General features: G+C 73.5%; 27 protein-coding genes. 10 read left to right on the top strand and 17 right to left on the bottom strand.

Features of this window, described 5'->3' with window-relative positions; translation table 11 throughout:
* Positions 1-65 precede the first annotated feature (65 nt).
* The 5 genes from FB388_RS08910 to FB388_RS08890 all read left to right on the top strand — a co-directional run bounded on the left by FB388_RS08910 (position 66) and on the right by FB388_RS08890 (position 4,958).
* Entirely contained in the window at positions 66-1,304 is a 1,239-nt protein-coding gene (locus FB388_RS08910; RefSeq protein ID WP_246121762.1) for a PucR family transcriptional regulator, read from the top strand.
* 152 nt (positions 1,305-1,456) lie between these two features.
* Positions 1,457-2,389: an ACP S-malonyltransferase gene (locus FB388_RS08905; RefSeq protein WP_142099298.1), complete on the top strand. Its 933-nt coding sequence runs from the start codon at positions 1,457-1,459 to the stop codon at positions 2,387-2,389.
* Positions 2,386-3,396: a beta-ketoacyl-ACP synthase III gene (locus tag FB388_RS08900; protein ID WP_281290386.1), complete on the top strand. Its 1,011-nt coding sequence runs from the start codon at positions 2,386-2,388 to the stop codon at positions 3,394-3,396. The genes FB388_RS08905 and FB388_RS08900 overlap by 4 nt, the downstream gene beginning before the upstream one ends.
* A gap of 56 nt (positions 3,397-3,452) precedes the next feature.
* Entirely contained in the window at positions 3,453-3,695 is a 243-nt protein-coding gene (locus tag FB388_RS08895) for an acyl carrier protein (RefSeq protein WP_142099296.1), read from the top strand.
* A gap of 27 nt (positions 3,696-3,722) precedes the next feature.
* Positions 3,723-4,958 (top strand): beta-ketoacyl-[acyl-carrier-protein] synthase family protein, encoded by a 1,236-nt coding sequence (locus FB388_RS08890; protein ID WP_142099294.1) that lies wholly within the window; start codon positions 3,723-3,725, stop codon positions 4,956-4,958.
* On the opposite strand, the gene FB388_RS08885 is transcribed toward FB388_RS08890, so the two are convergent.
* The 5 genes from FB388_RS08885 to FB388_RS08865 all read right to left on the bottom strand — a co-directional run bounded on the left by FB388_RS08885 (position 4,959) and on the right by FB388_RS08865 (position 9,911).
* Positions 4,959-5,495, bottom strand: a complete 537-nt coding sequence (locus FB388_RS08885; RefSeq protein WP_142099292.1) for a hypothetical protein — start codon at positions 5,493-5,495, stop codon at positions 4,959-4,961.
* 171 nt (positions 5,496-5,666) lie between these two features.
* Positions 5,667-7,130: a peptide MFS transporter gene (locus tag FB388_RS08880; RefSeq protein ID WP_142099290.1), complete on the bottom strand. Its 1,464-nt coding sequence runs from the start codon at positions 7,128-7,130 to the stop codon at positions 5,667-5,669.
* Positions 7,131-7,251: 121 nt separating this feature from the next.
* Positions 7,252-7,740: a DUF3145 domain-containing protein gene (locus FB388_RS08875; protein ID WP_170225533.1), complete on the bottom strand. Its 489-nt coding sequence runs from the start codon at positions 7,738-7,740 to the stop codon at positions 7,252-7,254.
* 147 nt (positions 7,741-7,887) lie between these two features.
* Complete coding sequence (locus FB388_RS08870) at positions 7,888-8,793, bottom strand: right-handed parallel beta-helix repeat-containing protein (protein WP_142099288.1); 906 nt, start codon at positions 8,791-8,793, stop codon at positions 7,888-7,890.
* Positions 8,794-8,873: 80 nt separating this feature from the next.
* Positions 8,874-9,911 carry an MBL fold metallo-hydrolase gene (locus tag FB388_RS08865; protein WP_142099286.1) on the bottom strand — a complete coding sequence of 346 codons (1,038 nt, stop codon included), beginning with the start codon at positions 9,909-9,911 and terminating at the stop codon, positions 8,874-8,876.
* A gap of 104 nt (positions 9,912-10,015) precedes the next feature.
* Between FB388_RS08865 and FB388_RS08860 the strand changes: the two genes are divergently transcribed.
* Positions 10,016-10,405: a VOC family protein gene (locus FB388_RS08860; protein WP_142099284.1), complete on the top strand. Its 390-nt coding sequence runs from the start codon at positions 10,016-10,018 to the stop codon at positions 10,403-10,405.
* A gap of 3 nt (positions 10,406-10,408) precedes the next feature.
* On the opposite strand, the gene FB388_RS08855 is transcribed toward FB388_RS08860, so the two are convergent.
* The 5 genes from FB388_RS08855 to FB388_RS08835 all read right to left on the bottom strand — a co-directional run bounded on the left by FB388_RS08855 (position 10,409) and on the right by FB388_RS08835 (position 15,705).
* Positions 10,409-10,873 carry a hypothetical protein gene (locus FB388_RS08855; protein ID WP_142099282.1) on the bottom strand — a complete coding sequence of 155 codons (465 nt, stop codon included), beginning with the start codon at positions 10,871-10,873 and terminating at the stop codon, positions 10,409-10,411.
* Between the two features lie 100 nt (positions 10,874-10,973).
* Positions 10,974-11,369 (bottom strand): type II toxin-antitoxin system VapC family toxin, encoded by a 396-nt coding sequence (locus tag FB388_RS08850; RefSeq protein ID WP_142099280.1) that lies wholly within the window; start codon positions 11,367-11,369, stop codon positions 10,974-10,976.
* Between the two features lie 80 nt (positions 11,370-11,449).
* Positions 11,450-14,299, bottom strand: a complete 2,850-nt coding sequence (locus tag FB388_RS08845) for a vitamin B12-dependent ribonucleotide reductase (RefSeq protein WP_142099278.1) — start codon at positions 14,297-14,299, stop codon at positions 11,450-11,452.
* Between the two features lie 197 nt (positions 14,300-14,496).
* On the bottom strand, positions 14,497-14,961 hold the full coding sequence (gene nrdR, locus FB388_RS08840) for a transcriptional regulator NrdR (protein ID WP_142099276.1): 465 nt from the start codon (positions 14,959-14,961) through the stop codon (positions 14,497-14,499).
* A 159-nt stretch (positions 14,962-15,120) separates the two neighbouring features.
* The gene (locus tag FB388_RS08835; RefSeq protein ID WP_142099274.1) at positions 15,121-15,705 is read right to left on the bottom strand and encodes a hypothetical protein; all 585 of its coding nucleotides are present in this window, start codon (positions 15,703-15,705) and stop codon (positions 15,121-15,123) included.
* A 249-nt stretch (positions 15,706-15,954) separates the two neighbouring features.
* Here FB388_RS08835 and lexA point away from each other — a divergent pair, with 249 nt between their 5' ends.
* On the top strand, positions 15,955-16,692 hold the full coding sequence (gene lexA, locus FB388_RS08830) for a transcriptional repressor LexA (RefSeq protein WP_142099272.1): 738 nt from the start codon (positions 15,955-15,957) through the stop codon (positions 16,690-16,692).
* Positions 16,693-16,785: 93 nt separating this feature from the next.
* Here the strand turns inward: lexA and FB388_RS08825 are convergent, their stop codons facing one another.
* The 3 genes from FB388_RS08825 to FB388_RS08815 all read right to left on the bottom strand — a co-directional run bounded on the left by FB388_RS08825 (position 16,786) and on the right by FB388_RS08815 (position 19,807).
* The gene (locus FB388_RS08825; protein ID WP_142099270.1) at positions 16,786-17,703 is read right to left on the bottom strand and encodes a hypothetical protein; all 918 of its coding nucleotides are present in this window, start codon (positions 17,701-17,703) and stop codon (positions 16,786-16,788) included.
* 59 nt (positions 17,704-17,762) lie between these two features.
* The gene (gene hflX / locus FB388_RS08820; RefSeq protein ID WP_142099268.1) at positions 17,763-19,208 is read right to left on the bottom strand and encodes a GTPase HflX; all 1,446 of its coding nucleotides are present in this window, start codon (positions 19,206-19,208) and stop codon (positions 17,763-17,765) included.
* 80 nt (positions 19,209-19,288) lie between these two features.
* On the bottom strand, positions 19,289-19,807 hold the full coding sequence (locus FB388_RS08815; RefSeq protein ID WP_142099266.1) for an ArsR/SmtB family transcription factor: 519 nt from the start codon (positions 19,805-19,807) through the stop codon (positions 19,289-19,291).
* A 51-nt stretch (positions 19,808-19,858) separates the two neighbouring features.
* Here FB388_RS08815 and FB388_RS08810 point away from each other — a divergent pair, with 51 nt between their 5' ends.
* On the top strand, positions 19,859-21,088 hold the full coding sequence (locus tag FB388_RS08810; protein WP_142099265.1) for an MFS transporter: 1,230 nt from the start codon (positions 19,859-19,861) through the stop codon (positions 21,086-21,088).
* Here the strand turns inward: FB388_RS08810 and dapF are convergent.
* The gene (gene dapF, locus FB388_RS08805) at positions 21,079-21,903 is read right to left on the bottom strand and encodes a diaminopimelate epimerase (protein WP_425468535.1); all 825 of its coding nucleotides are present in this window, start codon (positions 21,901-21,903) and stop codon (positions 21,079-21,081) included. The genes FB388_RS08810 and dapF overlap by 10 nt on opposite strands.
* Position 21,904: 1 nt before the next feature.
* Positions 21,905-22,807, bottom strand: coding sequence for a tRNA (adenosine(37)-N6)-dimethylallyltransferase MiaA (gene miaA / locus FB388_RS08800; protein ID WP_142099263.1), 903 nt, complete (start codon positions 22,805-22,807; stop codon positions 21,905-21,907).
* An 881-nt stretch (positions 22,808-23,688) separates the two neighbouring features.
* Between miaA and FB388_RS08795 the strand changes: the two genes are divergently transcribed.
* Positions 23,689-25,062: a DUF349 domain-containing protein gene (locus tag FB388_RS08795; protein ID WP_211362023.1), complete on the top strand. Its 1,374-nt coding sequence runs from the start codon at positions 23,689-23,691 to the stop codon at positions 25,060-25,062.
* Positions 25,063-25,157: 95 nt separating this feature from the next.
* Positions 25,158-25,475 (top strand): hypothetical protein, encoded by a 318-nt coding sequence (locus tag FB388_RS08790; protein ID WP_425468557.1) that lies wholly within the window; start codon positions 25,158-25,160, stop codon positions 25,473-25,475.
* On the opposite strand, the gene FB388_RS08785 is transcribed toward FB388_RS08790, so the two are convergent.
* Both FB388_RS08785 and FB388_RS08780 read right to left on the bottom strand, forming a co-directional pair.
* Entirely contained in the window at positions 25,464-26,369 is a 906-nt protein-coding gene (locus FB388_RS08785) for a DMT family transporter (RefSeq protein ID WP_142099257.1), read from the bottom strand. The genes FB388_RS08790 and FB388_RS08785 overlap by 12 nt on opposite strands.
* A 109-nt stretch (positions 26,370-26,478) precedes the next feature.
* Positions 26,479-26,970 (bottom strand): Lrp/AsnC family transcriptional regulator, encoded by a 492-nt coding sequence (locus FB388_RS08780; protein ID WP_142099255.1) that lies wholly within the window; start codon positions 26,968-26,970, stop codon positions 26,479-26,481.
* Positions 26,971-26,976: the final 6 nt, after the last annotated feature.

Genomic DNA, 26,976 nt, shown 5'->3' with positions numbered 1-26,976 from the left:
GCGCCCGGCGTCGGCTCGTTCCGGGTCCACCACCGCCGACGCCGCGTCGTGCGATGCTGCCCCGCGTGACCGACGACGGGGCGCGGGCATCCTCCGGGCTGTCCCCGGCCACCTTGCGCAAGCTGGAGCTGGCCGCGGGTGACCTGGCTGCCGCCTGTCTCGCGGCAATGGCGCGGCGCCAGCCGTGGTTCGCGCGCCTGTCGGCGGACCTGCGTGCGGGCGTCCAGCTCGTCACGCAGACCGGCGTGGCCAACTTCGTGGCGTGGATCGGCAAGCGCTGGGCCGAAGGGTCTTCCGGGGTGCCGCAGCTCACGGCCGAGGCGTTCCGGATCGCACCCCGTGATCTCGCGCGCCGGCTGACGCTGTCGCAGACCGTCGACCTCGTCCGCATCGCGACCGAGGTCTTCGAGGAGCAACTGCCGCCGCTCGCGGCCGACGAGGCCGAGCGGCGCACGCTCGTCGAGGGTGTGCTGCGGTTCGGCCGGGAGATCGCGTTCGCCGCCGCCACCGTGTACGCCGGTGAGGCGGAGAGCCGCGGCGCGTGGGACGCGCGGGTCGAGGCGCTCGTGGTCGACGCGGTGGTCCGCGGGCCGGGGGCGGAGTCCGGCAACACCGCGCGGAGCTGGGTCGACGGCCTGGTCTCGCGCGCGTCCGCGCTCGGCTGGGACCCCACCGAGCCGCTGCGCGTGGTGGTGGGCAGCCCGGCCCCGGAGGCGCACGAGGAGCTGCTGTCCGAGCTGCGCCGCGAGGCCGACAGCTCCGGCCAGTCCGTGCTGGTCGGCGTGCAGGGCAACCGCCTGGTCGTGCTGCTGTCGGAGCCACCGGGCCTGGACACCGGCGGTGACATCGGCACGGTCGTCGAGGCGTTCGGCGCCGGTCCCGTCGTCGTGGGACCGCGTGCGGCCGACCTGCCCGGCGCGCACGCGAGCGCCCGCGACGCCCTCGCGGGCCTGCGGGCGGCCCCGGCCCGGCCGGATGCGCCGCGCCCGGTCGCCGCCGACGACCTGCTGCCCGAGCGCGCGCTCGCCGGTGACCCCGTCGCCCACCGCAGGCTCGTCGCCACGGCCGTCGAACCCCTGTCGGCGGCGGGAGGCGAGCTGCTGACCACCCTGGAAGCCTTCCTGGAGAGCGGGAGCGCCCTCGAAGCGTGTGCCCGCGCGCTCTTCGTCCATCCCAATACCGTGAGGTACCGGCTACGGCGCGTGACCGAGCTCACGGGTCTCCGCCCCGCCGACCCGCGCGACGCACTGGTGCTGCGCTTCGGTGTTCTCGCCGCCCGGCTCGGCCCACTGGACGGCTCCTGACCTGGGTCGATCCCACAATCGGATGGGCACCGCGGCCACCCGTACTCGGATCATCCGGGGGCGTCGTTGGAGGAAACCTCCAAAGGCCGTCCACCGAGTTCGTGGGGCCGAGGCCTTCCCGCGCCCACCCCGCTCCGGGTTTCCTACGTAACGTGATTGCCCTGCTCGCACCCGGCCAGGGATCTCAGACCCCGGGCATGCTCGCCCCGTGGCTCGACGACCCCTCGGCCGAGGACACGATCGCCCGATGGTCCGACGCCACCGGTCTCGACCTACGCCGGCTCGGCACCACCGCCGGCGCGGACGAGATCAAGGACACCGCCGTCACGCAGCCGCTCGTGGTCGCCTGCGCGCTGCTGGCCGCGGCTCGCCTCGCCGGCCGCACCGCACTGCCCGCTGCCGCACCCACCGCAGGCCACTCCGTCGGTGAGCTCGCCGCCGCCGCGGTGGCCGACGTGCTCTCCCCCGATGCTGCCGTGTCGCTCGCCGCGGTCCGCGGCCGCGAGATGGCCGCCGCCTGCGCACTCGCGCCAACCGGCATGAGCGCCGTGCTCGGTGGGAAACCCGATGAGGTGCTGGCGAAGCTCGCCGAGCTGGGCCTCGACCCGGCCAATCGCAACGGAGCAGGTCAGGTCGTCGCGGCCGGACCGCAGGCCGCGCTCGCCGAGCTGGCGGCCGCGCCACCCGAGCGCGCCCGCGTGATCCCGCTGCCGGTGGCCGGTGCATTCCACACCCGCTTCATGGAGTCCGCCGAGGACGCGATGCGGGCCCACGCCGAGAAGGTCACCCCGGCCGACCCGGTGCGCCCGGTGCTGTCCAACGCCGACGGCGAGGTCGTCACCGAGGGCGCGGAGGCGCTGCGCAGGCTCGTCGCGCAGGTCACCCGCCCGGTGCGCTGGGACGCCTGCATGGCCCGCCTGCGCGAGCTGGGCGTCACCGCGGTGATCGAGCTCCCGCCCGCCGGCACGCTGGTCGGGCTCGTCAAGCGCGACCTCAAGGGCACGGCGACGCTGGCCCTCAAGACCCCCGACGACCTCGACAAGGCCGTCGACCTCATCACCGAGCACGCGGGAGCCGACACGTGACCCGATCGACCCAGCCCAGGAACGTCCGGCTCCGCACCGCCCCACCTGTCGCGGGCGCGCGGCTCCTCGGTATGGGCAGCACGCAGCCCGAGAACGTCGTCACCAACGACGACCTCGCCCAGCGGATGGACACCAACGACCAGTGGATCCGCGAGCGGGTCGGCATCGAGAGCCGGCGCATCGCGGAGGAGGGCACGCTGCTGGTCGACATGGCGGCCGAGGCGGGCTCCCGGGCGGTGAAGGACTCCGGCCTCGCGCCCAGCGAGATCGACACCGTGATCGTGGCGACCTGCACGATGCCGAACGGCATCCCCAACGCCGCGGCGCAGACCGCCGAGCGGATCGGCATCCCCGCCCCAGGTGCGTTCGACCTCAACGCCGCCTGCGCCGGCTTCGCCTACGCGATCGGCACGGGTGCCGACCTGGTCCGCGCCGGATCGTCGCGGCACGTGCTGGTGATCGGCGCCGAGAAGCTGTCGGACTGGATGGACTGGACCGACCGCTCCACCGCGATCATCTTCGCCGACGGGGCCGGTGCCGTCGTGCTGGGTCCGGCCACCGACGACGATTCGGTCGGCGTCGGGCCCCTCACCTGGGGCAGCGCAGGTGACATGGCCCAGACGATCCACATCATCCCCGAGAAGAACGCCCTGTTCCAGGAGGGCCAGGCCGTCTTCCGCTGGGCCACCACCAAGATCGCGCCCGTGGCGCTGAAGGCGATCGAGCTGGCCGGGCTCACCCCCGCCGACATCGACGTCTTCGTGCCGCACCAGGCCAACCTGCGCATCGTCGACGCCGTCGCGAAGCGGCTGCGCAAGGAAGGCGCGCGCGAGGACATGGTCGTCGCCGACGACATCGTCCACTCCGGGAACACGTCGTCCGCGTCGATCCCGCTCGCCATGGACCACATGCGCGCCGACGGGCGGCTGCGCTCGGGTGACGTCACACTGCTCGCCGGGTTCGGCGCGGGCCTGTCCTTCGCCGCCCAGGTCGTCATCTGTCCATAGGATCCCCCCGCTAGCTAGATCAACCCCCTGCACGCCCCACAGAAGGAGAGAACACCGTGGCCGACAACACCGAGATCCTCAGCGGGCTCGCGGAGATCGTCGAGGAGGTCGCCGGCATCGACACCGCCGAGGTTTCGGCCGAGAAGTCCTTCGTCGACGACCTGGACATCGACTCGCTGTCGATGGTCGAGATCGCCGTGCAGGCCGAGGACAAGTTCGGCGTGAAGATCCCCGACGACCAGCTGGCCGAGCTGAAGACGGTCGGCGACGCCGTCGACTACATCGCGAAGAACCAGTGACCCGCCGCGGCGGGACCGGGAGGCACCATGAGTTCTGAGGTCGACGTGGTCATCACCGGGCTCGGCGCGACGACCCCGCTCGGTGGGGACGTCGCATCGACCTGGGAGGGCATGCTCAGCGGGCGCTCAGGCGTCCGGCGGATCAACGGCGACTACGACTGGATCGATCGCTACGACCTGCCGGTGAAGATCGGGGCGCCGCTCGCCGTCGAGCCCACCGAGGTACTCCCCCGGGTCCAGTCCCGGCGGCTGGACCGGGTGGAACAGCTCGCGATCGTGGCTTCCAAGGAGGCCTGGGCGGACGCCGGGGCCCCCGAGGTGGAGCCCGAGCGGCTCGGCGTGGTGGTCGGGACCGGCATCGGTGGCGTCACCACCCTGCTCGCGCAGGACGACCTGCTCGAGACCCAGGGTCTGCGCAAGATCTCCCCGCTGACCGTGCCGATGCTGATGCCCAACGGGCCCGCCGCGTGGGTGAGCCTCGAGTTCGGTGCGCGCGGTGGCGTGCACGCGCCGGTGTCCGCGTGCGCCACCGGTGCAGAGGCCCTCGCCTGGGCACTCATGCTGATGCGCAACGGCGAGCTGGACGTCGTCATCGCCGGCGGCGCGGAGGCCTGCATCACGCAGCTCACCGTGGCCGGCTTCGTGCAGTCGCGCACGCTCTCCCAGCGCAACGACGAGCCGGAACGCGCCTCCCGGCCGTTCGACACGGGCCGCGACGGGTTCGTGCTCGGCGAGGGCGCCGGGATCATGGTGCTGGAGCGGGCGGAGTTCGCCGCAGCGCGCGGCGCCAACGTGTACGGCAGGCTGGCCGGCGCCGGCCTCACCGCCGACTCCTACCACATCACGGGTCCGGAGCCGGAGGGGATCGGCCAGTCGCGGGCGATCGCGAAGTCCGTGCGCGACGCGGGGCTGGAGCCAGCCGACATCGGCCACGTCAACTGCCACGCCACCTCGACGGTCGCGGGCGACGTGGGTGAGACCAGGGCCGTCCGCAAGGCGCTCGGGGACCACCCGATCCTCACGGCGCCGAAGGGGTCCTTCGGGCACCTCGTCGGGGCGGCGGGCGCGGTCGAGAGCATCATCACGGTCCTCTCGATCAAGGAGGGGATCGTCCCGGCCACGCTCAACCTCGAGAACCTCGACCCCGGCGTCGAGCTCGACGTGGTGGCGGGCGAGCCGCGCAAGGTCGACCTGCAGGCCGCGGTCTGCGACTCGTTCGGCTTCGGCGGGCACAACGCCGCGGTCACCTTTACGAAGGCGTAGTCAACACGCTTCTCGCGCGGAGCTGCCGCCCCCGGTCGTGCCGATCAGGGGCGGCGTTCCGCGCATGGGCAGCGTGGATCGCCAGCAGATGCGCCCGACCCGCAGGTCCGGCGGCGCCTTCTCCACCGCTTGCACGCTGATGAACCGCACGCGCACCAGCAGGCCCTCGTCGGATCCGGCGGCGGGGTCCGGGTCGATGCGCTCCACCCGGATCGAGCCGTCCTGCGTGGTGGAGTAGGCCTCCTGCCACTCCGCCGCGCTCAGCGCCGCGGCCCGCGCGGGCACCACCGTGGCGCGCCACTGCTCGTAGTCGCGCCCGTTGATCGCGTCGTAGTGGAGCTGCAGCTGCGTGCGCACCACCTCACCGGCCGGGTGCTCCGCCGCATCCGGGGACAGCTCCACCTCGCTCGACCCCACCCCCTCGGCGGGCACCTGGGGCGGCCCCGAGCGGTCCCGGGTCGCGAGCGCTGCGGCACCGCCCACGACCACCACCACGGCGAAGGCGATCGCGACCACCGCCGTCGTCGAGCGCGTCACCGGCCCACGCCGCGTGCATCCACCACAGCCCTCCTCCAGGTTGCCCGGTGATCAGTGTGCCGGGCCGCCTGGAACCGGCCGAACACCGGTACCGATCTCCACCGGGATCGGCGCGACGAACCGGGCCGGCGCGGTGCGCGTCGGCCCGGTCAGGCTCCTGACACGGTGGCCCTAGTGCACGCCCTCCATGTGGCGCGAGATCCACGGGCCGAGCGCGAACACGACCAGCCCCACCACGATCACCACGAGACCGTTGACGCCGAAGTAGGCGAACTCGGATTCGACCGAGTAGAACTGGGCGAGCACCCCGGACATCGACGTCCCCAGCCCGACGGAGAAGAAGTACAGCGCCATCATCTGGGCGCGGAACGACTCCGGCGCGAGCTTCGTGGTGACCGACAGCCCGATCGGCGACAGCATCAGCTCCGACACCGCGAACAGCCCGAGGATCACCAGCACGGCGATCGCGGGCGTGCTGCGCCCGGTGCCACCCGCGAAGACCAGGAAGGCCAGGAACGCGACCCCCATCCCGATCACGCCGTAGGAGAACTTGCGCGGCGTGGACGGCGCGGCGCGGCCCAGCCGCGTCCACATCGCCGCGAACACCGGGGACAGGATGATGATCCAGATCGGTTCCAGTGAGCCGATCCACGACGAGGGCGCGGTCCAGCCGCCGATGCTCCAGTTCATCCGCTCGTCGGAGTACACCGCCAGCACCGTGAAGATCTGCTGGAACAGCGACCAGAACGCGGCGTTGGCGATGAAGAGCGGGATGTAGGCGCGCACCTTGGTGCGCTCGCTCGGCGTCACCTTCGGGCTCGAGAGCATCGTGGCGAAGTACGCGATCGACGCGAGGAGCAGCACCACGCTGGTGACGCGGGGCAGCGCGGCGAGCGGCACCACGCCGCTGAACGCCACGACCGCGAGCACCACGACGATCGCGAGGCCGATCCCGATCGCCTTCGGCCGCGCCGTGGCCGGCAGCGGGTTGGGCGGCTGCTTGCCGGCCGTGCCGAGGTTGCGGCGGAACGCCGCGTACTGGACGAGGCCGAGCGCCATGCCGATGGCCGCTGCGCCGAACCCGAAGTGGAAGCCGACCGAGTCCTGCAGCAGCCCGGTGACGAGCGGCCCGATGAACGCCCCGAGGTTGATTCCCAGGTAGAAGAGCGTGAAGCCGCCGTCGGCGCGCGGGTCACCCTTCGCGTAGAGGGTGCCCAGCAGCGACGACGCGTTGGCCTTCAGCGCCCCGCTGCCCAGCGCGACCAGCACGAGCCCGACCGCGACGCCGGATAGCCCTGGCAGCACCGCGAGCGCGATGTGGCCCAGCATCACGACCACGCCGCCGTAGAAGACCATCCGTTCCATGCCGAGCACGCGGTCGGCGAGCCAGCCACCCAGCACGGTGCTGAGGTAGACCGTGCCGCCGTAGGCGCCGACGATGCCGGTCGCGGTGGCCTGCGGCAGGCCGAGACCGCCCTGTTCCAGGCTGTAGTACAGGTAGTAGCCCAGGATCAGGATCATCCCGTAGAACGAGAAGCGCTCCCAGAGCTCCACGCCGAACAGGTTGCTGAGCCCGACCGGATGGCCGAAGACGGTCCGGTCGGGTACGCCGGCCGGCTGGACGGTTTCCGTCACCGCTGCCCTCTTTCCGCTGGAGGAACGGCGAGGGATCGCCCCGCCGCAATCGGAGCGATGCTAGCGCCCGAACGGACGAGCGCATGGCGCGAATGGCGGAGCGCGCAGAATGTCCCGGGAGTCAGCCCACCCGGTGCAGCAGCGTGCCCGCCGCTCCGTCGCCCGCCAGCCGGAACGGCTCGAGCGCGTCGTCCCAGGCCGAGCCGAGCAGCTCGTGCACGCGCCCCGCGAGCCGGCTCGCCGGCACTTCCTCGAGCAGGCTGCGCAGCCGGTCCTCGCCCACCACGATGTCGCCGTTGGCGCTGGTCCGCCCGCTCCACAGCCCGAGCGTGGGTACGTGGCAGAACCGCTCCCCGTCGACCCCCGGGCTGGGTTCCTCGGTCACCTCGAACCGCAACATCGGCCACGCCCGCAACGCGCCGGCCAGGGCCCCGCCGCTGCCCGCAGGCCCGGTCCAGCTGCACTCGGCCCGCAGCTGCCCCGGAGCGGCAGGCTGTGGAGACCAGTGCAGCGAGACCTTGGTGCCGAGCACGCCGGAGATCGCCCACTCGACGTGCGGGCAGACCGCAGTTGGCGACGAGTGGACGAAGACCACGCCGCGTGCGTTCACTGCAGACCTCCAACGTCGACGAGGAACGTCTTCCCCTACGCCCTCGCACGCGGCCGGTCCGCTGATCTCGGTTGTGTGATCAGTCTGCCCGGTCGCCCCCGACACGTCCAAATACGCCCCCCAACCCGGGCGTGTCGTGCTCTCCGATCACCAGTCCGGCAGGCCGGCGCCGTCGAGGTAGCTGTTGTCCTCCACGACCGCCCGTCGCGACACCCGCAGCGGGGCCTCCTCGGCGTCGCGCCGGAAACGGTTGCCGCTGATCCGCACGTCGGAGGGGGCGCCCGGCTCGTCCTCGCGGAGCGTGTAGCGGCCGCCGCCGAGCACGTTGCCGCGGATCACGATCGGGCCCTCGCCCCGTTCCGCCGTCCGGTCGGGGTCGAGCAGCACGGCACTGCCGCGCCCGGGCCCGATCCCCACGTCGACCTTGTTGTCCTCCACGAGCACGTCCCGGCCGCTGCCCCGGACCACGAGGGCGGAGGCCTCCCGGCCGGGCGGCGTGGCGAAGTCGTGCACGGTGCTGTTGCGCAGCCGCGAGGCCTCGCCGAGCCGTGCACCGTCACCGGTCACCCCGGTGATCTCCACGCGCTCCCCGCTCCAGCGGTCACCGCCGATTGCCGCCTCCGGGTAGTCGCCGGTCAGCGTGACGTCCTCGATCCGGACCGAGCCCCGTGCGGTGGTCACGATGCCGAAGGGTTGCGTGCCGTCGCCGACGACGCGGCTGCGGCGCACGACGACCTCCGGCGCATCCACGACGATGCCGCCGCGGATCTCCCAGCCGTCGAGCACCGCACCTGCGGACGTGATCGTGCGGGCCGCGCTCGGGCACAGGCGCAGGCCGACCGGCACGCCGACGCTGCCCCGCGCAGGCGCCTCGTACGGGCCGGCCGCGGCGCACTCGAGCGAGGCGACGGCAGGCGCGAGCGCCACGGTCGGTGGGTCGAGCACGGGGAACGTCGTACCGTCGGTGGCGACGACGACCCCGGCGACCGCGAGCACGCACGTGGCGAGCCCGAGACCGGCGCGGGCGATCGCACGCCCCGTCGCCCGGCTCACGGCCGCCTCTTCATGGCGCAAAGGGTACGACCGGATGGTCGCACTGTCGCCGGCCGGGCTCTACGAAGAGTGAATCGTTATCACGATGTGTAGTGCCGGATGCCGTCCTGATCCCCGGCCGTGACCAGCCCCCGCTCGACCAGCACCTCGAGGTGCGCGGCCGTCTCGATGGTGGCGAGCATCCGGTTGAACAGGTCCAGGTCGGAGAAGGCGGTGTCGCGCCGGGTCCACAGCAGCACGCCGGCCACCTCGTGGGCCGTCGAGTGGCCGTCCTGCACGGCGGCGAGGGTGGTGTCGAGCCGCTTCGCGTGGTGGGCGACCAGCTCGTCCACCCGCTGGTGCACCCGCATCCCGGTGGGCCCGTGCGCGGGCAGCAGCACCGCGTCCGGTCGTGAGCGCACGAGCTCGAGCGAGGTGAGGAAGTCGGCCAGGGGGCTCTTACCGGGCACCGGCTCCAGCCCGAGCGACGGGGTGATCCGCGGCAGCACGTGGTCGCCGGAGAACAGCAGCTCCGCCGCCGGGTCGGCGAACACCACGTGCCCCCTGGTGTGGCCGGGCGTCGAGATCGCCTCCAGCACCCGCTGCTCCGGGTGGCCCTCCCCCACCAGGATCTGCGCGCCGTCGTCGATCCAGTCGTCGGGGAACTCGTACTCGCCGAGGCCGTCCGGTGGCTCGTACCGCTCCAGCTGCTCGACGATCTCGCGCGCACCCGCCCGCAGCAGCTGGTCCAGCTGGCCGCGCCGGTCCCGCCTCGGCCGGGCGAGCTCCTCGATCCCGGGCCGCTCGCCGCGCCCGAGCGCCACACGCATGCCGAACTCCCGCCGCAGCGCCACCGCCTGCGTGTAGTGGTCGCGGTGGATGTGCGTGACGAGGAACCGGCGCACGTCCGGGAGCCCCGCGCCGATCCCGGCGAGCGCCGAGGCGAGGGCCTCCCGCGACTGCGCGAGCGCCCACCCCGCGTCCACCAGCGTCAGGCCCTCGCCATCTGCCAGCGCGTAGACGTTGACCGCACGCAGGCCGTCGTTCGGCAGCGGAAGCGGGATGCGGTACACGCCTGGCGCGCAGCGGTACACCCCGGGCGCCGTCCAGTCACCCGCCGGGTCATCGTCGATGATCACGCGGCCCTCCTCCCGATTCGCCTCGACACGCTACGTCCCGCCGCCGCACAGGCACGTGGGTGTGGTGAGCTGCACAGGCCGGCCCCGACGCCCGGAGGTGCACCGTGCTCGACCACATCGCCGTCCAGGTCTCCGACGTCGAGGCCGCAGCGGCCTTCTACCTGCGCGTGTTCGCCCCGCTCGGGATCCGGGAGGCGATGCGCTTCCCCCGCGACGGCGCCTTCGTCGTCGGCTTGTGCGGGCCGGACGGCGCCCCGCGCTTCTGGCTGGGGCCGTCCACCGGCGGGCCCTCCCGCGAGCTGCACGTCGCGTTCGCGGCCCCCAGCCGGGACGCCGTCGACGAGGTGCACCGCATCGCCGTCGCGACCGGCGCGGAGGTGCTGCACGCCCCGCGCGTCTGGCCCGAGTACCACCCCGGCTACTACGGGGTCTTCCTGCGCGACCCGGACGGCAACAACGTCGAGGCGGTGCGCCAGGAGCGCGTCGAGACCTGACGACTACCGGTCGCGGAAGCTCAGCACGAGCACGGTCGTCAGCAGGGCGAGGTGTACGACCATGCCCGCGGTCTGCGTCGCTGCGTCCACCGGCGGGAAGTGGCCGAGGTGCAGCGCGTGGTAGGCCGTGTGCGGAACCGCAGCCGCCAGACCCGCGATCACGGCGAGGCGCACGGTGGCGCGGTCCGCCCGGAGCGCGGCTCCCAGCAGCACCACCGCCAAGGCGAGGTTCAGCGCGCCGACGTCGCGCACCAGATGCTCGTTGTACGGCGGCAGCAGCCCCACCCAGGCATGCGCAGGCAGCGGGAAGCCCTCGTAGAACACGAGCGGCGCCGCCAGCGCCCACGTGCCGACGACCAACTGCACGGTCGCGAGCACCCAGAGGATGCCAACGGCCGCCCCCCGCATCGGCACGTGCGCCCGGGCGGGCGGCACCGGAAGCCGCGCCACCAGGATCCGTTCGTCCATCGCTCCACCCTCCCGCGGCGCTGTCACGAGGAACGACTCCGCAGCCCGGCCGAACGTGACACCGGTAGGGGGTGGCGCCCGTCACATCCAGCTCCGGCGACTAGAGCAGGTCCTCGATCGACGCGACCGTGACGAGCCGCTCGGCGCTGCTCGCCAGCTCCGGATCGAGGGTGACGAACGCGTCCGCCTGCAACTGGGTGAGCGCGAGGTACTCGGCGTCGTACGTCGACGCCCACCCCAACCGGTCCGCCAGCTCCCACGCCCGGCGGCGGAGCACGGCGTCGCCGAGGAGCCGGATCGGCATCCGGCCGACACGGGCCAGGCGTTCCCGGCCGACGTCGCCCGGGATCTCGCCCCGGTGGACCGCCTCGTGCAGCGCCGACAGCGTCTGTGAGCGGAGAAGTGTCGGGGCGAGGAGCTGGTGCCCGTTCCGCACCTCGAGGTCCGTGCTCGCGAGGTGGAGCAAGACACCGGCGTCGACGACGAACCTGGTCATCGCTACATCCTGGGGTGGCGCCCGAACGGCGCGGAGGGGGCCGACTCCACGTCGGCCCCCTCCGTCAGGTGCGGGTCGGCTCAGCTGCAGCCGCTGGTGGAGCCGCAGCCCTCACACAGGTAGCAGGAGCCGGCCGGGCGCATCTTCGTGCCGCAGGTCATGCACAGCGGCGCGTCGGCCGCCTTGCCCAGCCGCAGCTCCAGGAGCTCGGTGGAGCTGCCCACCTCGACGGGCGCCGGAGCCGCGGACCCCGTCGGCTCCGCCTCCTTCTCCGCCGGTGCCGCGCCGACCGAGGACCGCAGGCCCTCCATGTCGACCTCGCCGAAGCCTGCGCCGTAGTCGGTGGCCGCGACCTGGGCCGACCGCTCCTCGGCGGAGAAGATGCCCAGCTCCGCGCGCTTCTCGTACGGCAGGTGGTCGAGCGCGAGCCTGCGGAACAGGTAGTCGAGCACGCTCGTGGCGATCCGGACGTCCGGGTCGTCGGTCATGCCTGCCGGCTCGAACCGCAGGTTGGAGAACTTCGAGACGTAGAACTCCAGCGGGATGCCGTACTGCAGGCCCACCGAGATCGACATCGAGAACGCGTCCATCACACCGGCGAGGGTGGAGCCCTGCTTGCCCAGCTTGACGAAGATCTCGCCGAGCCCGTTGTCGGGGTACGACCCGGCGGTGAGGTAGCCCTCCGCCCCGCCGACCGTGAACGACACCGTCTGGCTCGGGCGCTTCTTCGGCAGCCTGCGGCGCACCGGGCGCGACTCGACCACCACCGGCGCGGCGGCCTCCGCCGTCTCGGTCTTGCGGGCCTCCTTGCCCGCCGACAGCGGCTGGCCGACCTTGCAGTTGTCGCGGTAGATCGCGAGGGCCTTCAGGCCGAGCTTCCAGCCCTCCATGTAGATCTTCTCGACGTCCTCGACGGTGGCCTCCTCGGGCATGTTGACCGTCTTGGAGATCGCGCCGGAGAGGAACGGCTGCACCGCCGCCATCATGCGGACGTGGCCCATCGGGGCGATGGAACGCTCCCCCATGGCGCAGTCGAACACCTCGTAGTGCTCCTGCCGCAGGCCGGGGGCGTCGATGACGTGGCCGTGCTCGCCCACGTACTCGACGATCGCCTCGATCTGCTCGTCCTGGTAGCCCAGCTTGGCCAGCGCCCGCGGCACCGTCTGGTTGACGATCTGCATGGACCCGCCGCCGACGAGCTTCTTGAACTTGACCAGCGCCAGGTCCGGCTCGATGCCCGTGGTGTCGCAGTCCATCATCAGGCCGATGGTGCCCGTGGGCGCGAGCACCGACGCCTGGGCGTTGCGCCAGCCGTTGCGGGCACCGACCGCGAGGGACTCCTGCCAGACCTTGGTGGCGAGCTTGTGCACCGGCGCGCTCGCGGCGAACGTGCGGACGTCGTCGTTGGCGGCGGCGTGCTTGCGCATGACCCGCTGGTGGGCCTCGGCGTTGCGCGCGTAGCCCTCGTACGGGCCGACGACGCCGGCCAGCTCGGCCGACCGCTTGTACGCCGCGCCCGTCATGAGCGAGGTGATCGACGCGGCGAGCGCTTGGCCGCCCTCGGAGTCGTAGGCGTGGCCCGTGGCCATGAGCAGCGCGCCGAGGTTGGCGTAGCCGATGCCCAGCTGGCGGAACTTGCGGGTGGTGTCGGCGATCGGCTCGGTGGGGAAGTCGGCGAAGCAGATGGAGATGTCCATCGCGGTGATGATCAGCTCGACGGCCTTCTGGAAGCGGGCGGCGTCGAACTGCCCGTCGTCGCCGAGGAACTTCAGCAGGTTCAGCGAGGCGAGGTTGCAGCTGGAGTTGTCCAGGTGCATGTACTCCGAGCACGGGTTGGACGCCGAGATGCGACCCGACTCGGGGCAGGTGTGCCAGTCGTTGATCGTGCTGTCGTACTGGATGCCGGGGTCGGCGCACTCCCATGCGGCCTGCGCGATGGTGCGGAACAGCTTCTTGGCCGGGACCCGGTCGATGACCTCACCCGTCATCCGCGCACGCAGCCCGAACTCCGAGTCGCTCTCGACCGCGCGCATGAACTCCTCGGTGACGCGCACCGAGTTGTTGGCGTTCTGGTACTGCACCGACGTGATGTCGGAGCCGCCGAGGTCCATGTCGAAGCCCGCGTCGCGCAGGACGCGGATCTTCGCCTCCTCCTTGGCCTTGGTGGCGACGAACTCCTCGATGTCGGGGTGGTCGACGTCGAGCACGACCATCTTCGCCGCCCGCCGGGTGGCGCCACCCGACTTGATCGTGCCCGCGCTGGCGTCGGCACCGCGCATGAACGACACCGGTCCGGACGCCGTGCCGCCGGAGGAGAGCAGCTCCTTGGAGGAGCGGATGCGGGAGAGGTTGAGACCGGCGCCGGAGCCGCCCTTGAAGATCAGGCCCTCCTCGCGGTACCAGTTGAGGATCGACTCCATCGTGTCGTCGACCGCGAGGATGAAGCACGCGCTGACCTGCTGCGGGCTCGACGTGCCGACGTTGAACCACACCGGGGAGTTGAAGCTGAACACCTGGTGCAGCAGCATCCAGGTGAGCTCCTGGGCGAAGACGTCGGCGTCCTCGTCGGTGGCGAAGTAGCCGTGCTCCAGCCCCGCGCGGTGGTAGACGCCGACGACGCGGTCGATCAGCTGCCGCAGGCTCGACTCGCGCTGCGGCGAGCCGGCGGCGCCGCGGAAGTACTTGCTGGTGACGATGTTGGTGGCGTTGATCGACCAGAAGTCGGGGAACTCGACCCCGCGCTGCTCGAAGTTGACCGTGCCGTCGCGCCAGTTCGTCATGACGACGTCCCGGCGCTCCCAGGTGACCTCGTCGTAGGGGTGGACGCCGGGGGTGGTGTAGAGCCGCTCGACGGTGAGCCCTGCCTGCTTGCCCGTTTTCGCGGTGCTCCTCTTGCCGCGTCCGGATGCGGCGCCGACGGTCTCGGTCATGCTCTCCCTCTCCTCGCGCGCGGATCAGCGGGCTGGGGTCCGCGGATGCGCGCTTCCTGCGGTGCGGCGGATTTTGTGGCGGCGGATGTGTGGCGGCGGAATCTGTGGCGGCGGTGCATTTCGACGTCGTCCGGCGTCGGTCGGGCATGCCGGATCACCGGCCGGCGAATGCCGGTCCGGCCGAGATGGGCTGGCGGTCAGTCGGGCGGGTCGGCGCCCGGTGGTCTGCGCAAGTCGGAGATCTCCTTCTCGAAGTCGTCGATCGAGGAGAACGACTTGTAGACGCTCGCGAAGCGCAGGTACGCCACCTCGTCGAGCTCGCGGAGCGGGCCGAGGATGGCCAGGCCGACCTCGTGGCTGGGGATCTCGGCGGTGCCACCCGCGCGGACCGCCTCTTCCACCCGGTGGGCGAGCTTCTGGAGCGCGTCCTCGTCGACGGGTCGCCCCTGGCAGGCCCTGCGGACCCCGCTGACGACCTTCTCCCGGCTGAACTGCTCGGTGACGCCGCTGCGCTTGACGACGGCGAGCACGGGCTCCTCGACCGTCGTGAAGCGTCGGCCGCACGCCGCGCAGGACCTCCTGCGGCGAGTGGCCTGACCGTCGTCGACCTCCCGGGAGTCGATCACCCGGCAGTCCGAGTGGCGGCAGAACGGGCAGCGCATCGGCTTCCTCCCCCTTCTGCAGAACCCCACCTGTTGTCGAACGACACGAGTGTAACCACAACATGTAGGGGCATGGGAAGCAGGACACCCCTATCGGTACGGTCGTGTCGACCGAACGGGACGAACCCCATGACATCGCCACGTCACCGCCGCACAGCGTCAGCCGGACGTCACCCTGAGCACCTGCCCGGGGCGCAGCGGCACCGATCCGAGCGAGTTCTCGGTGACGATGCGCTCGGCGAGCGAGGCGACCTCGGGCCCCGACGCCCCCGGCGCGATCCGCTGCGCGACCTCCCACGCGGTGTGCTCGCCACGAACCGTGACGACGACGGTGCCCTGCGGCGCACTCACCGAGCGCTCCGCTGCCCGGACCGCTGCGGCGGAGTCGGCCAGCACGCCGAGCCCGACCACGACCGCCGCGGCCGCCGCCGTGACGACCAGCCCGGCGAGCACGCGACGCACCCGGCCGAGCAGCACGGCCCCGCGCGGCACCGGGAGCGGCCGCCGCGCGAGCGTGCGCACACCCGGCACGGGCGGCGGCACGGGCAGCCGGCGCGCACCGGACGGCGCCTGTGGCCGCTCGGCCTCGGCCGGCCGCACGGCGACGGCGCTCACCGCCGGACGCACCGGACGCGGCCCGCTCGCACGCCTGCGCCGCCGCTCCCCCGTCCGCCGGTCGAGCACCGGCTGCCCGACAACTCCCTGGTCCTGCACACCGCGCCCGTACATGCCCCGCTCGTACATATCGCCGCCTCCGCTTCTTCCGCTGTGGCGCAAGCTGAACAAGTGTTCGAACGAACGTCTGTGCGAAGTGTCTACCACCGCGGTCCGACAGAATCGAGAAACGCGGGCGTGTCGTTCGAACATGTGTTTGGCGACAAGCCCGATCGGGGCTACGGTCGTACGCGACGACGGTGGCGGCCGCACCCATGCGGCACCCACCCCACACCAGCGGGCGGCCGGCGCGCCGCCCACGAGGAGGAGGCGCAGCAGATGGCACGGGACGACCCGGGCAGCGCGGCCGGCACCGAGGCCGGGCAGACCGCGCAGGTGAGCACGTTCCCCGACCCGCCCACCGAGCCCGCGGGCCTCACGCCCCGGCAGCGCAAGGTCCTCGAGGTGATCAGGGACTGGGTGGAGCGGTTCGGCTACCCGCCGAGCGTGCGGGAGATCGGCGACGCCGTCGGCCTGACGTCCACGTCGTCGGTGCACCACCAGCTGCGCGCCCTCGAGCGGAAGGGCTACCTGCGGCGCGACCCCAACCGCACCCGCGCGGTCGACGTGCGGGGCCCGGAGGACATCACCGAAACCCCCGCCGCCACCCCGGAGGACCCGACGGCGCGCGACCTGCACCCCGCTCCCGCGATGGTCCCCCTGCTGGGCAACATCGCCGCCGGTGGGCCGATCCTCGCCGAGCAGGCCGTCGAGAGCATCTTCCCCCTCCCCCGCGAGATCGTCGGCGAGGGCACCCTGTTCCTGCTCAACGTCCGCGGCGACTCGATGATCGAGGCCGCCATCACCGACGGCGACTGGGTCGTCGTCCGCCAGCAGCCGGTGGCCGAGCAGGGCGAGATCGTCGCCGCCATGATCGACGGCGAGGCCACGGTCAAGACGTTCAAGCGGCGCGACGGCCACGTCTGGCTGATGCCGGCCAACCCCGCCTACGACCCGATCCCCGGCGACGACGCCACGGTCCTCGGCCGGGTGGTGGCGGTGCTGCGGCGGCTCTGAAGCTCCGACTTCACAAACCCAGCCCGGACTTCGCACAGGGCCGGCCCTGTGCGAAGTCCGGGCTGGGTTTGTGAAGTTGCTCTGCGAAGCTCGTCAGCCTCGGCCACGCAGTGCGACCGCGGCCGTCAACAGCAGTAGTACGCCAACCACCGCGGCGCCGCCCAGTGCGGCCGGCAGCCATGGCGGTGGCCCGGGGTCCGGGACGACCTCGGGGGCCGGCGGGAGCGGGGCGACGGGAGCCGCTTCGCCAGCGAGCGCTGCCGCGCCGGGAACGGCGCGGATCTCACCGGGCACGCCGCCGCGGGTCTCCGAGCCGGACAGCAGGGTGCCGTCGGGTTCGAACGCGATGGCCTCGCCCTGCGGCTCGCCGGGCAGCGGCACCCGGACGGGGGTCTGGTTGAACGCGGCCACGAGGTCGCCCCCGCTGACGGGGAAGAGCCACGCGTCGGTGTAGGTCCGCACCGCGGCCACCGTGCCGTCGGCGCTCAGCGCCGCACCCGTCACCAACCGCGTTCCGATGCCACCCACCGGGCCGCCGAGCGTGTCGGACGCGGGCAGCGCCAGCTCCCCGACGCGCAGCAGCGGGGTGGGCCCCTCGCCCCGAGGTGGGTCGGCCGTGCGGTAGAGACCGGCAGGCCGCCCGACCTCCTTGGTGATCACGAACGGGCGCCCCTGGCCGTCCACCAGTAGGGCCTCGGCGTCGTGCGGCCCGTCGGGGTAGGTCAGCCGGTGCAGGTCGGCCGCCCCGCGCTCGGGCAGGACGACGACCGCGACGGTTTCCCGACGGCGGTCGTTGTCGCCGAGGTCGGCGGCCCACAGGGCGCCGTCGGGACCGACCGCGAGATCCTCCACGTCGTACGGGTCGTCGTCCGCGGTGCGCGTGCCGATCACCCGGCAGTTCGACCGGTCGATGCGGTGGACCTGCACGCGGCGGCCGCCGTCGCTGAGCGCCCACAGCCCGCCGTCGTGCACGACCATCCCGGACAGCTCGCCGAGGCGCGGGTCGTCCACGGCGCACAGAGACTCCGGCGCGGAGACGCCGGTGAGAGCGAGTGCGACGAGCAGACCGATCAGCTGCCGCGCTCCTCGGGCGCGCCGACCAGCGCGTACGGCAGCACGGTCGTGGCGAGCTCGGCCCCGACGCGTGCGCGCATCCGGGTGCCGTCTGCCGTGTGCTCCTCGCTCAGCACCTCACCCTCGGCGTGCACGCGGGCGACGAGCGAGCCCTGCACGTACGGCAGGAGCAGGTCGACCTCGACCTCGGGCGTCGGCAGCAGGTCGGCGATCCGCTCGCGCAGCAGCGCGATGCCGTCGCCGGTGCGGGCGGAGACGAACACGGCGTCCGGCAGCAGGTGCCGGAGCCGGGCCAGCTGCAGGTCACCCGCGGCGTCGGTCTTGTTCACCACGAGCAGCTCGCGCCCCATCGAGCCGTGCTGCTCGCCGATCTCGACGAGCACCTGCCGGACCGCCTTGATCTGGTCCTCCGGCAGCGGGTCGGACGCGTCGACGACGTGCACGAGCAGGTCGGCGTCGCCGGTCTCCTCGAGGGTGGAGCGGAACGCCTCGACGAGCTGGTGCGGCAGGTGCCGGACGAACCCGACGGTGTCGGTGAGCGTGTAGGTGCGGCCGTCGCTGGTGGTCGTGCGGCGCGTGGTGGGGTCGAGGGTGGCGAAGAGCGCGTTCTCGACCAGCACCCCGGCGTCGGTGAGCGCGTTGAGCAGGCTCGACTTGCCGGCGTTGGTGTACCCGACGATCGCGACGGACGGCACGTCGTGGCGCCTGCGCACCGCGCGCTGGGTCTCGCGCACCTGCTTCATGCCCGAGATCTCGCGCCGCAGCTTGGCCATCCGGTTGCGGATGCGCCGCCGGTCGAGCTCGATCTTGGTCTCACCGGGGCCGCGGCCACCGATGCCGACGCCGCCCGCGGCCCGGCCACCGACCTGCCGCGACAGCGCCTCACCCCAGCCGCGCAGGCGCGGGAGCAGGTAGGACAGCTGGGCGAGCTCGACCTGCGCCTTGCCGTCCTTCGAGCGGGCGTGCTGGGCGAAGATGTCGAGGATCAGCGCGGTGCGGTCGATGACCTTGACCTTGAGCTTCTCCTCCAGCTGGCGCAGCTGGCCGGGCGATAGCTCGCCGTCGCAGATCACGGTGTCGGCGCCGGCGTCCTGCACGGCGTCGCGCAGCTCGTCGACCTTGCCGGAGCCGATGTAGGTGGCCGGGTCGGGCCGCGACCGGCGCTGGACGAGGCCGTCGAGCACCTGGGAGCCTGCGGTCTCGGCGAGGCGGGCCAGCTCCTCGAGGGAGGCGCGCGCCTGCTCGGCGGTGCCCTCGGTCCAGACCCCGACGAGCACGACGCGCTCGAGGCGCAGCTGGCGGTACTCGACCTCGGTGACGTCGGCGAGTTCGGTGGAGAGGCCCGCGACCCGGCGCAGTGAGCTGCGCTCCTCGAGCTCGTAATCGCCTCGGGTGGGTCGCAGCAGCTCGTCGGCGGGAGTGGACAGGGCGGGTTCAGTCATCGTGGTAGCCATGCTCCCACGTCAACGCCGCGGACGTCGTCTCTGATTCCGCGCGTCGCGCCGCGCCGCGGTGAGCGGCCTCACCTGGGGCGATCAGGGATCGCCGGGTAGATCGAGAGGTAGACGGCCACGGCCTCGCCGTCGGGCGGCTCGGGCAGCGCCGAGTAGCGGCCGAGCAGCGCCGCCAGCTCGGCGCGCAGCGCGGCGGCATCGGCCGGGGCCAGCCGGACCGCGAGCCTGCTCTGTTCCAGCGCGGCCACCCCGACCTCGGTGACCTCGTCGAGGTAGGCCTGGAGCATCGCCTCGGCGAGGGTCGGATCTCGTCCCGCGTCGTCGAGCGACCACGACAGCCGCGTGCCGCGGTACGGGATCTCGGTCGAGCCGCGCGGGCCGGGGCGGGCCGGGAGCGCCTCGAGGAAGCCGTGCCGCACGAGCCGGCGGACGTGGTGCAGCGTCGTGGCCGGGTCCCGGTGCAGGTGCGCGGCGATCTGCGCGTTGGTCAGCGGCTCGTGCAGCGTCAGCCGGATGATCCGCAGCCGGATGGCGGACGCGAGCGTGGCGGCCTCGGCCTCGGTGGCAGGCCGCCGGTTCCCGGACATCGGCCCACCCTACCGATTGACGCTTTCCAATCGGTTGTCCACGATCGAGGGGTGAGCCTGTGGCGGCACCGCGACTTCCTGCTCCTCTGGTCCGGTGAGACGGTCAGCCAGGTCGGCACGATGGTCAGCCACCTCGCGTTGCCGTTGCTCGCGGCCACCGCGCTCGGCGCGACCCCCTGGGAGATGGGGCTGCTGGTCGCCGCGGAGCGCGGCGCGTTCCTGCTGGTGGGGCTCCCCGCCGGGGTGCTGCTCGACCGGGTGCGGCGGCGTCCCGTGATGATCACCGCCGACGTGGTGCGGTTCGCGCTGTTCGTGAGCATCCCGCCGGCGTGGGCCCTCGGCGTGCTGACGTTCACCCAGCTCCTCGTCGTCGCGCTGCTCGGCGGCGTTGCCACCGTGTTCTTCGACGTCGGCTACCAGTCCGTGCTGCCGGCCGTGGTCGGGCGCGCCGGGCTGGTCGAGGGCAACGCGAAGCTGGAGTCGACGCGCTCAGCCGCGCAGGCCGTTGGCCCCGCGCTGGGCGGCGGGCTCGTCCAGCTGGTCGGCGCGGCGTCCGCGGTGCTGCTCGACGCGGTCAGCTACCTGGTCTCCGCTGCCTTCCTCGCGCGGATGCGCACCCGGGAGCCGGTGCCCGAGCGCGAGCCGGGCCGCTCCCTGCGCTCCGACATGGCCGAAGGGCTGCGCTACGTGCTCGGCCACCCGCTGCTGCGCCCGATCGCGCTCTGCACCGGCACGGCCAACCTGTTCATGGGTGTGCTCTCCGCGGTGTCGGTGCTGTTCCTGGCCCGGGAGCTCGGGCAGGCGCCTGCCGTGGTCGGCCTCGTGCTGGCCGCCGGCAGCGCGGCCGGGGTGCTCGGCGCCCTCTCGGCCGGCCGGTGGATCCGGCTGCTCGGGCAGGGCCGCACGATCGTCACCGTGCCGCTGGTGACCGGCCCGCTCGCCCTCGCGCTGCCGTTGGCGACGCAGGGCGCAGGCCTCGCCTGGTTCGCGGTGGGCATGGCCGCGGTCGCGTACGGCGGGGTGGTCTACAACGTCGCGCAGGTGAGCTTCCGGCAGTCCGTCACCCCCGACCGCCTGCTCAGCCGCATGAACGCGAGCATCCGGTTCCTCGTGTGGGGCACGATCCCGTTCGGCGGTCTGCTCGGCGGCGCGCTCGGCGAGCTGGTGGGGCTGCGCGCGACGTTGCTGGTCACGGCCGTGGGCCTGGTGCTCTGCCCGGTGTGGGTGCTCGCCTCGCCGCTACGCCGCCTGCGCGACCTGCCGGCGGCCGCTCAGGCCTGAGCCCACCAGGACCGCGTCAGCTCGCCGTGGGCCACGAGCACGGCGGGCCCGTGCAGGACGGTGGTGCCCGCGTCCGCGGTGACCCGCAGCAGCCCGCCCGGCACCTGCACGGTGACCGTGCCGGTGTCCCGGCCTGCGTGGCGCAGCGCGGCGACGACGGCGGCCACCGTGCCCGTGCCGCACGAGCGGGTCTCCCCCACGCCGCGCTCGTGCACCCGCATGGTCACCTTGTCACCTTCCAGCGGGCTGACGAACTCGACGTTCACGCCGTGCGGGAACAGGGCAGGGTCGTGGCCGGGCGGGATGGTGAGGTCCAGCCCCTCGAGCGCCACGTCCGTGACGCACGCCAGGTGCGGGTTGCCGACGTCGACCGCAACGCCCGCGAACGCCTGCCCGTCGACGCTGGCCGTGCTCTCCTCGCCGACGGCGGCCGGACCCATGTCGACGGAGATCTCGTCGCCCGCGACGCGCACGGTGCGCACCCCGCCGCGCGTGCCCAGCCGCAGCTCGGTGCCGGGCAGCCGGCCGGCGTGCTCGAGGTAGCGCGCGTAGACGCGCACGCCGTTGCCGCACATCTCGGCGATGCTGCCGTCGGCGTTGCGGTAGTCCATGAACCACTCGACGCCCGGCTCCGGCGCGGGGCCGTCGCCGAGCGCGTCCCAGCGCACGACCCGCAGTACGCCGTCGGCCCCGAGGCCGCGGCGGCGGTCGCACAGCGCGGCGACCCGGGCAGGCGTCAGGTCGAGCTCGCCGTCGGGGTCGGGGAGCAGCACGAAGTCGTTCTCCGTGCCGTGTCCCTTGCTGAAACGCACCACGTCACGAGCCTACGTGCCGCAGCGCGGCTGCCGTCGCGTCGGGACCGGAGCCGTCCAGCCAGTGGATGCGCCGGTCGCGGCGGAACCAGGAGCGCTGGCGGCGGACGAACCGGCGCGTCGCCGCCACCGTGTCGGCGGCCGCGGCGGCGAGGTCCCCTCCACCGTCCAGCGCGGCCACGACCTGCTGGTAGCCCAGAGCCCGCGACGCGGTGCGCCCCTCGCGGAGCCCGCGTGCGAGCAGTTCGCGGGTCTCCTCGACGAGCCCGGCCGCGAACATGCGGGCCACCCGGCGGGCCACCCGCAGGTCGAGCTCGGCGGTCGGGCGGTCGATCCCGAGCAGCACGGCGTCGTAGCGGGGCGCTCCCGAGGTGGGCAGCCGGGCCGGGAACGGCTTCCCGGTCAGCGCGACCACCTCGAGGGCCCGCACGATCCGGCGGCCGTTCGAGGGCAGCACCACCTCGGCGGCGGCCGGGTCGACGGCGGCGAGGCGGGTGTGCAGCGCGGCCGGCCCGTGTTCGGCCAGCTCGGCCTCCAGCTCGGCGCGCAGTGCGGGGTCGGTGCCCGGGAACTCCAGGTCGTCGACGACCGCCTGCACGTACAGGCCGGAGCCACCCACCAGCACCGGCGTACGGCCCGCCGCGAGGAGCCGCTCGACGACGTCGCGCGCCTCCCGCTGGTAGGCCGCCACCGCCGCGGTGTCGGTGACGTCGAGGACGTCGAGAAGGTGGTGCGGCACGCCCCGCCGCTCCCGGAGCGTGAGCTTGGCCGTGCCGACGTCCATCCCGCGGTACAGCTGCATCGCGTCGGCGTTCACCACCTCGCCGTCCAGCTCCTCAGCCAGCGCCACGCCGAGGTCGGACTTGCCGGTGGCGGTCGGGCCGACGACGGCGACCAGCCGGTTCATGCGGTGGGGGTCCAGACCCCCACCGACGCGCCCGGCACGAGCAGCGGCGGCTCCGGGAGCACGGCGGCCTTCGTGAGCACGGAGCGCAGCGTAAGCGGCACGGCTCGTCGACTCCGACGGACCATCCACTGCGGAGCGCCCGTCCGGACTGTTCCGGTCGGCCCGCAGAGCTGTTTGAATCGCGAAAGGCCGCCGGATCAGCTGAACCGGCCATGGCCTGTGTGCACGGCCCCGTCTCCGGACGGGGCGCCCGTCGCTCGCGGCGGGCCGGAGCGAGGAGGACGACCGTGTCGGAGCACCAGGGGAGCGGAACGCCGGAGCCGGTTGAGGACCGGACATCGGATCAGGAGCAGGTCGTGCGGACGTGGGCACACGGCGCGGGAGCCGGTGCCGAACCCGGCGCCGACGTGGAGGCCGCGGCCACCGCCCCCGCCTTCGATGCCGACAGCCCGGTTCACCCGACCGGTGCTCCGACGCCCGACCCGGCGGACAGCGCGCCGGTCACGCAGCCGCCAGGGGTGGGCGACGCACCCGGCGAGCCCGCGGCGCCCGACGCCGCGGGGGCCGCGCCCGTCCCCGCGCCACCCCCGGCACCGGCTCCGCCGAGCGACGCGGCAGACGCCGCCCCGCCGGTGCCTCCGGTCCCGGCACCCCCGGCCCCGCCCGCGCCGCCGGTCCCCGAGGCGACCACCGCCCACGCGGACCCGGTCCCGCCACCGCCGGTCCACCCCGGCGCCCCGGCCGCCGAGCCGGCGCCGGCCGCGCCTACCGCCGACCTGACGCAGGCCCCGGCCGCTGACCCGGCCCCCCTCGGCGACCGGCCGGTCCCGGCACCGGGTCCGGCCGCGGTTCCGGCGCCCCCGCAGGACGCGCGTCCGCCCGTGCCCGGCCCGCCGCCCGCGCGCCCGGCGCCGCCCCGCCCGGCACCGCCCCCTCGCCCGGCTCCCCCGGCCCGGCCCGCTCCGCAGGCCGCGCCACGTCCCGAACCCGCCCCGGCTCCCGTCGTCGATCCGCTGGCCCACTCCAGCGTCGCCGTGGCGAGCGCCGACCCCGGCCGGTGGGGGCGCGTGGACGCCGAGGGCACCATCTACGTCCGCACCGCCGACGGTGAACGGGTCGTCGGCTCGTGGCAGGCCGGTGCACCGGAGGAGGGGCTCGCCCACTTCGCCCGCCGCTTCGACGACATGCTCACCGAGGTCGAGCTGCTCGCCACGCGGCTCGCGGCCGGTGGTGGCGACCCGAAGCACACGCTGAGCAGCGCGAAGAGCATCCGGGACGGGCTCGACGACGCCACCGTCGTCGGCGATCTCGTCGGGCTGCGCGCGCGGCTCGACGAGCTGGTCGCCGAGGCGGACGCCGCCGTGGGCGCCGCCCGCTCGGCTCGCGACGCCCAGCGCAGCGCGGCCGTGGCACGCAAGGAGGCCCTCGCCGCCGAGGCCGAGGTGCTCGCCGCCGAGGCAACGCAGTGGAAGCAGGCAGGCGACCGGTTCAAGTCGATCCTCGACGAGTGGCGCACCATCCGCGGCATCGACCGAAAGACCGACGAGCTGCTGTGGAAGCGGTTCTCGAAGGCCCGCGAGTCGTTCAACCGCCGCCGCGGCTCCCACTTCGCCGACCTCGACCGCCAGCGCGCAGCGGCGAAGGCGCGCAAGGAGGAGCTGGCCCTCGAGGCCGAGAAGCTCGCCGACTCCGACGACTGGGGTCCCACCGCCGCCCGGTTCCGCGACCTGATGGCCGAGTGGAAGGCGGCGGGGCGCGCGCAGAAGGAGGCCGACGACGCGCTGTGGCAGCGCTTCCGCACGGCGCAGGACGCCTTCTTCGCCCGCCGCTCGGACACGTTCGCCGAGCGCGACGCCGAGTTCGCGGCCAACGCCGAGGCCAAGAAGGCGCTGCTCGTCGAGGCCGAGCGGATCGACACCTCCGACCCGGCGGCGGCGCGCGCGGCACTGCGCACCATCCAGGAACGCTGGGAGGAGATCGGCAAGGTCCCGCGCGACGAGATCCGGCCCCTCGAGGCCCGGCTGCGCGCCGTCGAGGAGAAGGTCCGCGACGCGGCCGACCGGCAGTGGCAACGCACCGACCCGGAGGCCGAGGCGCGGGTGGCGCAGTTCCGCGAGCGGGTGGCCCAGTTCGAGGCCCAGGCCGAGAAGGCACGGGCAGCGGGCGACACCCGCCGGGCCGAGCAGGCCGAGAGCCAGGCCGGGCAGTGGCGCGAGTGGCTGGCCACGGCGGAGCAGGCGGTCCAGCACCGCTGACTGGGCGCGGGCACGGGTGTCGTCGCACCTTCTCGGCGTGCCGCTTGTCGGTTGTCGCAGGACTCGCCAGACTCGGGTGCGTGAGTGAACGCCCGATGGACCTGCGACTCGACGACTCCGGATTGGCGGCCGAGCTCCCCCGACCCGACCACCCGCAGGACCAGATCCACGATGTGCCCTTTCGCCCCGTCCAGTTCAGCGACGACGACCTGCCGACCGCCCTGGAACGGGCGGCCACGTGGCTTCGGCGCACCCAGGAGTGGCTGGGCGAGCCGGTCGACGTGATCGCCATCCACCTCGACTACGACGATCAGGACGGGTCGCCGTACTACGAGGTCAAGCTGCTGTGCAACGACGAGGATCTGGCGGGCGCGCCGGTGGCGCTGCGGGCCGCCCGCCGGTCAGACGGCTGATCGGAGAGCACGCTTCTCGGGAGACGCTCGGCGGGTGACGATCACGAGCCCGCCGAGCAGCAGGATCGCGCCTGCTGTGACCGGAGCCGAGAGCCGCTCGCCCAGGACCAGCACGGCGAGTCCCGTTGCGACCAATGGCTCGACCAGGGAGAGGGTCCCCGCGGTCGCGGCGCTGACCCGGCGCAGCCCCGTCACGAAGAACCAGTAGGCCGCCGCCGCGGTGACCGGCCCGAGCCAGAGCACCAGCGCCAGCGTGCCCGGCGCGGTGAGCGCGGGCAGGGCGGCCAGCGTCCACGGCGCGAGGACCGTCCCGCCGACCAGTAGCGTCACGGCGACCGCTGCCGGCATCGAGGCCCCGTGCCCGATGAGGTGCTTGGCGGCGACGGTGTAGACGCCGAAGCAGCCGCCGGCGACGACCCCGAGCGCGGCCCCGGCCACGTCGACCTGCACACCGCCCGCCGGGACGACGAGCACCACGCACCCGAGGATCGCGCAGACCGTGCCCGCGGCCCAGCGCCGCGACAGGCGGGTACCGAACGCGATCCGTTCCGCCACGCCGGTCGCGACGGGCACGATGCCGAAGGTCACCGCGGTGGCCACGGCCGCGCCCGTGCTCGCCACCGACATCAGGAACGCGGTCTGGAAGGTGGCCGTCGCGGCCGACGCCGCGAGCAGCGCGGGCCACCGGCGGGCGGTAAGGGCGCGAACCGACGCCGGGTCGGTGGCCAGCACGGCGGCGGCGAGCACCAGCCCGCCGAGGAGGATCCGGGCGCCGCCGAGGGCGGCCGGTCCCACGGCGGAACCCGCCAGCACCTGCGCAGGCCCGACGGTCCCCCAGAGGACCGCGGCCGACAGGACGAGCAGGACGCCGGGTCGCTGATCTCGTTGCTCCACAGCTTCGAGGGTGCGCGCATCGGCGGGCGAACGGCCGGTCGGTCGAACGCCCTTCGCCCAAGCCGAGCCGGGCGGCCGTTCGTTCGAGTGGATCGCTCTCCGGCGGAGGTCAGCCGGACGATGTTCGGCGATCGCGGGCCGTGGGGTCCGGAAGTTCGGACTGCTCCCGCGGCTGCACGTAGTCGAAAACGACGGTGGTGCGGACGTCGACGAACTCCTTGCGCCGTGCCAGCCGGTCGAGGACGAAGTCCCTGAGGTACTGCGTGCTGGGCACGGCGACGTGCACGAGGACGTCCTCGTTGCCCGTCACGACGAACACCCCGAGCGTCTCGGGGAGGGCGGCCATGCTGTCGCGGACGTTCTCGATGGCCTCCCGGGACTGCGGGCGGATCCGGATCGAGATCAGCGCCTGGACATCGCGTCCCAGCGCCGCCGGGTCGACGGCAGCGTGGAAACCCGTGATCACGCCACGGGCCCGCAGCGCCCGCGTGCGCTCCAGGGCGGTGGACGGCGCCACCCCCACAGCATCGGCCAGCTCCCGGTTCGTCTGACGCCCGTCGCGCTGCAAACGCCGCAGGATCGCCTGGTCCAGCGCGTCCACGACACC

It is taken from the genome of Pseudonocardia cypriaca (assembly GCF_006717045.1).
Classification (GTDB): Bacteria; Actinomycetota; Actinomycetes; order Mycobacteriales; family Pseudonocardiaceae; genus Pseudonocardia; species Pseudonocardia cypriaca.
Note: the sequence above shows the minus strand (reverse complement) of the source record. Positions and strands in the feature narration are given on the sequence as shown.

Bases quoted from the DNA above. Each gene is read 5' to 3' on its own strand.
- FB388_RS08890 (WP_142099294.1), top strand. From the start codon at position 3,723: ATGAGTTCTGAGGTCGACGTGGTCATCACCGGGCTCGGCGCGACGACC.
- FB388_RS08855 (WP_142099282.1), bottom strand. From the start codon at position 10,873: ATGGACGAACGGATCCTGGTGGCGCGGCTTCCGGTGCCGCCCGCCCGG.
- FB388_RS08850 (WP_142099280.1), bottom strand. From the start codon at position 11,369: ATGACCAGGTTCGTCGTCGACGCCGGTGTCTTGCTCCACCTCGCGAGC.
- FB388_RS08845 (WP_142099278.1), bottom strand. From the start codon at position 14,299: ATGACCGAGACCGTCGGCGCCGCATCCGGACGCGGCAAGAGGAGCACC.
- nrdR (WP_142099276.1), bottom strand. From the start codon at position 14,961: ATGCGCTGCCCGTTCTGCCGCCACTCGGACTGCCGGGTGATCGACTCC.
- FB388_RS08835 (WP_142099274.1), bottom strand. From the start codon at position 15,705: ATGTACGAGCGGGGCATGTACGGGCGCGGTGTGCAGGACCAGGGAGTT.
- lexA (WP_142099272.1), top strand. From the start codon at position 15,955: ATGGCACGGGACGACCCGGGCAGCGCGGCCGGCACCGAGGCCGGGCAG.
- hflX (WP_142099268.1), bottom strand. From the start codon at position 19,208: ATGACTGAACCCGCCCTGTCCACTCCCGCCGACGAGCTGCTGCGACCC.
- FB388_RS08815 (WP_142099266.1), bottom strand. From the start codon at position 19,807: ATGTCCGGGAACCGGCGGCCTGCCACCGAGGCCGAGGCCGCCACGCTC.
- miaA (WP_142099263.1), bottom strand. From the start codon at position 22,807: ATGAACCGGCTGGTCGCCGTCGTCGGCCCGACCGCCACCGGCAAGTCC.
- FB388_RS08790 (WP_425468557.1), top strand. From the start codon at position 25,158: ATGGACCTGCGACTCGACGACTCCGGATTGGCGGCCGAGCTCCCCCGA.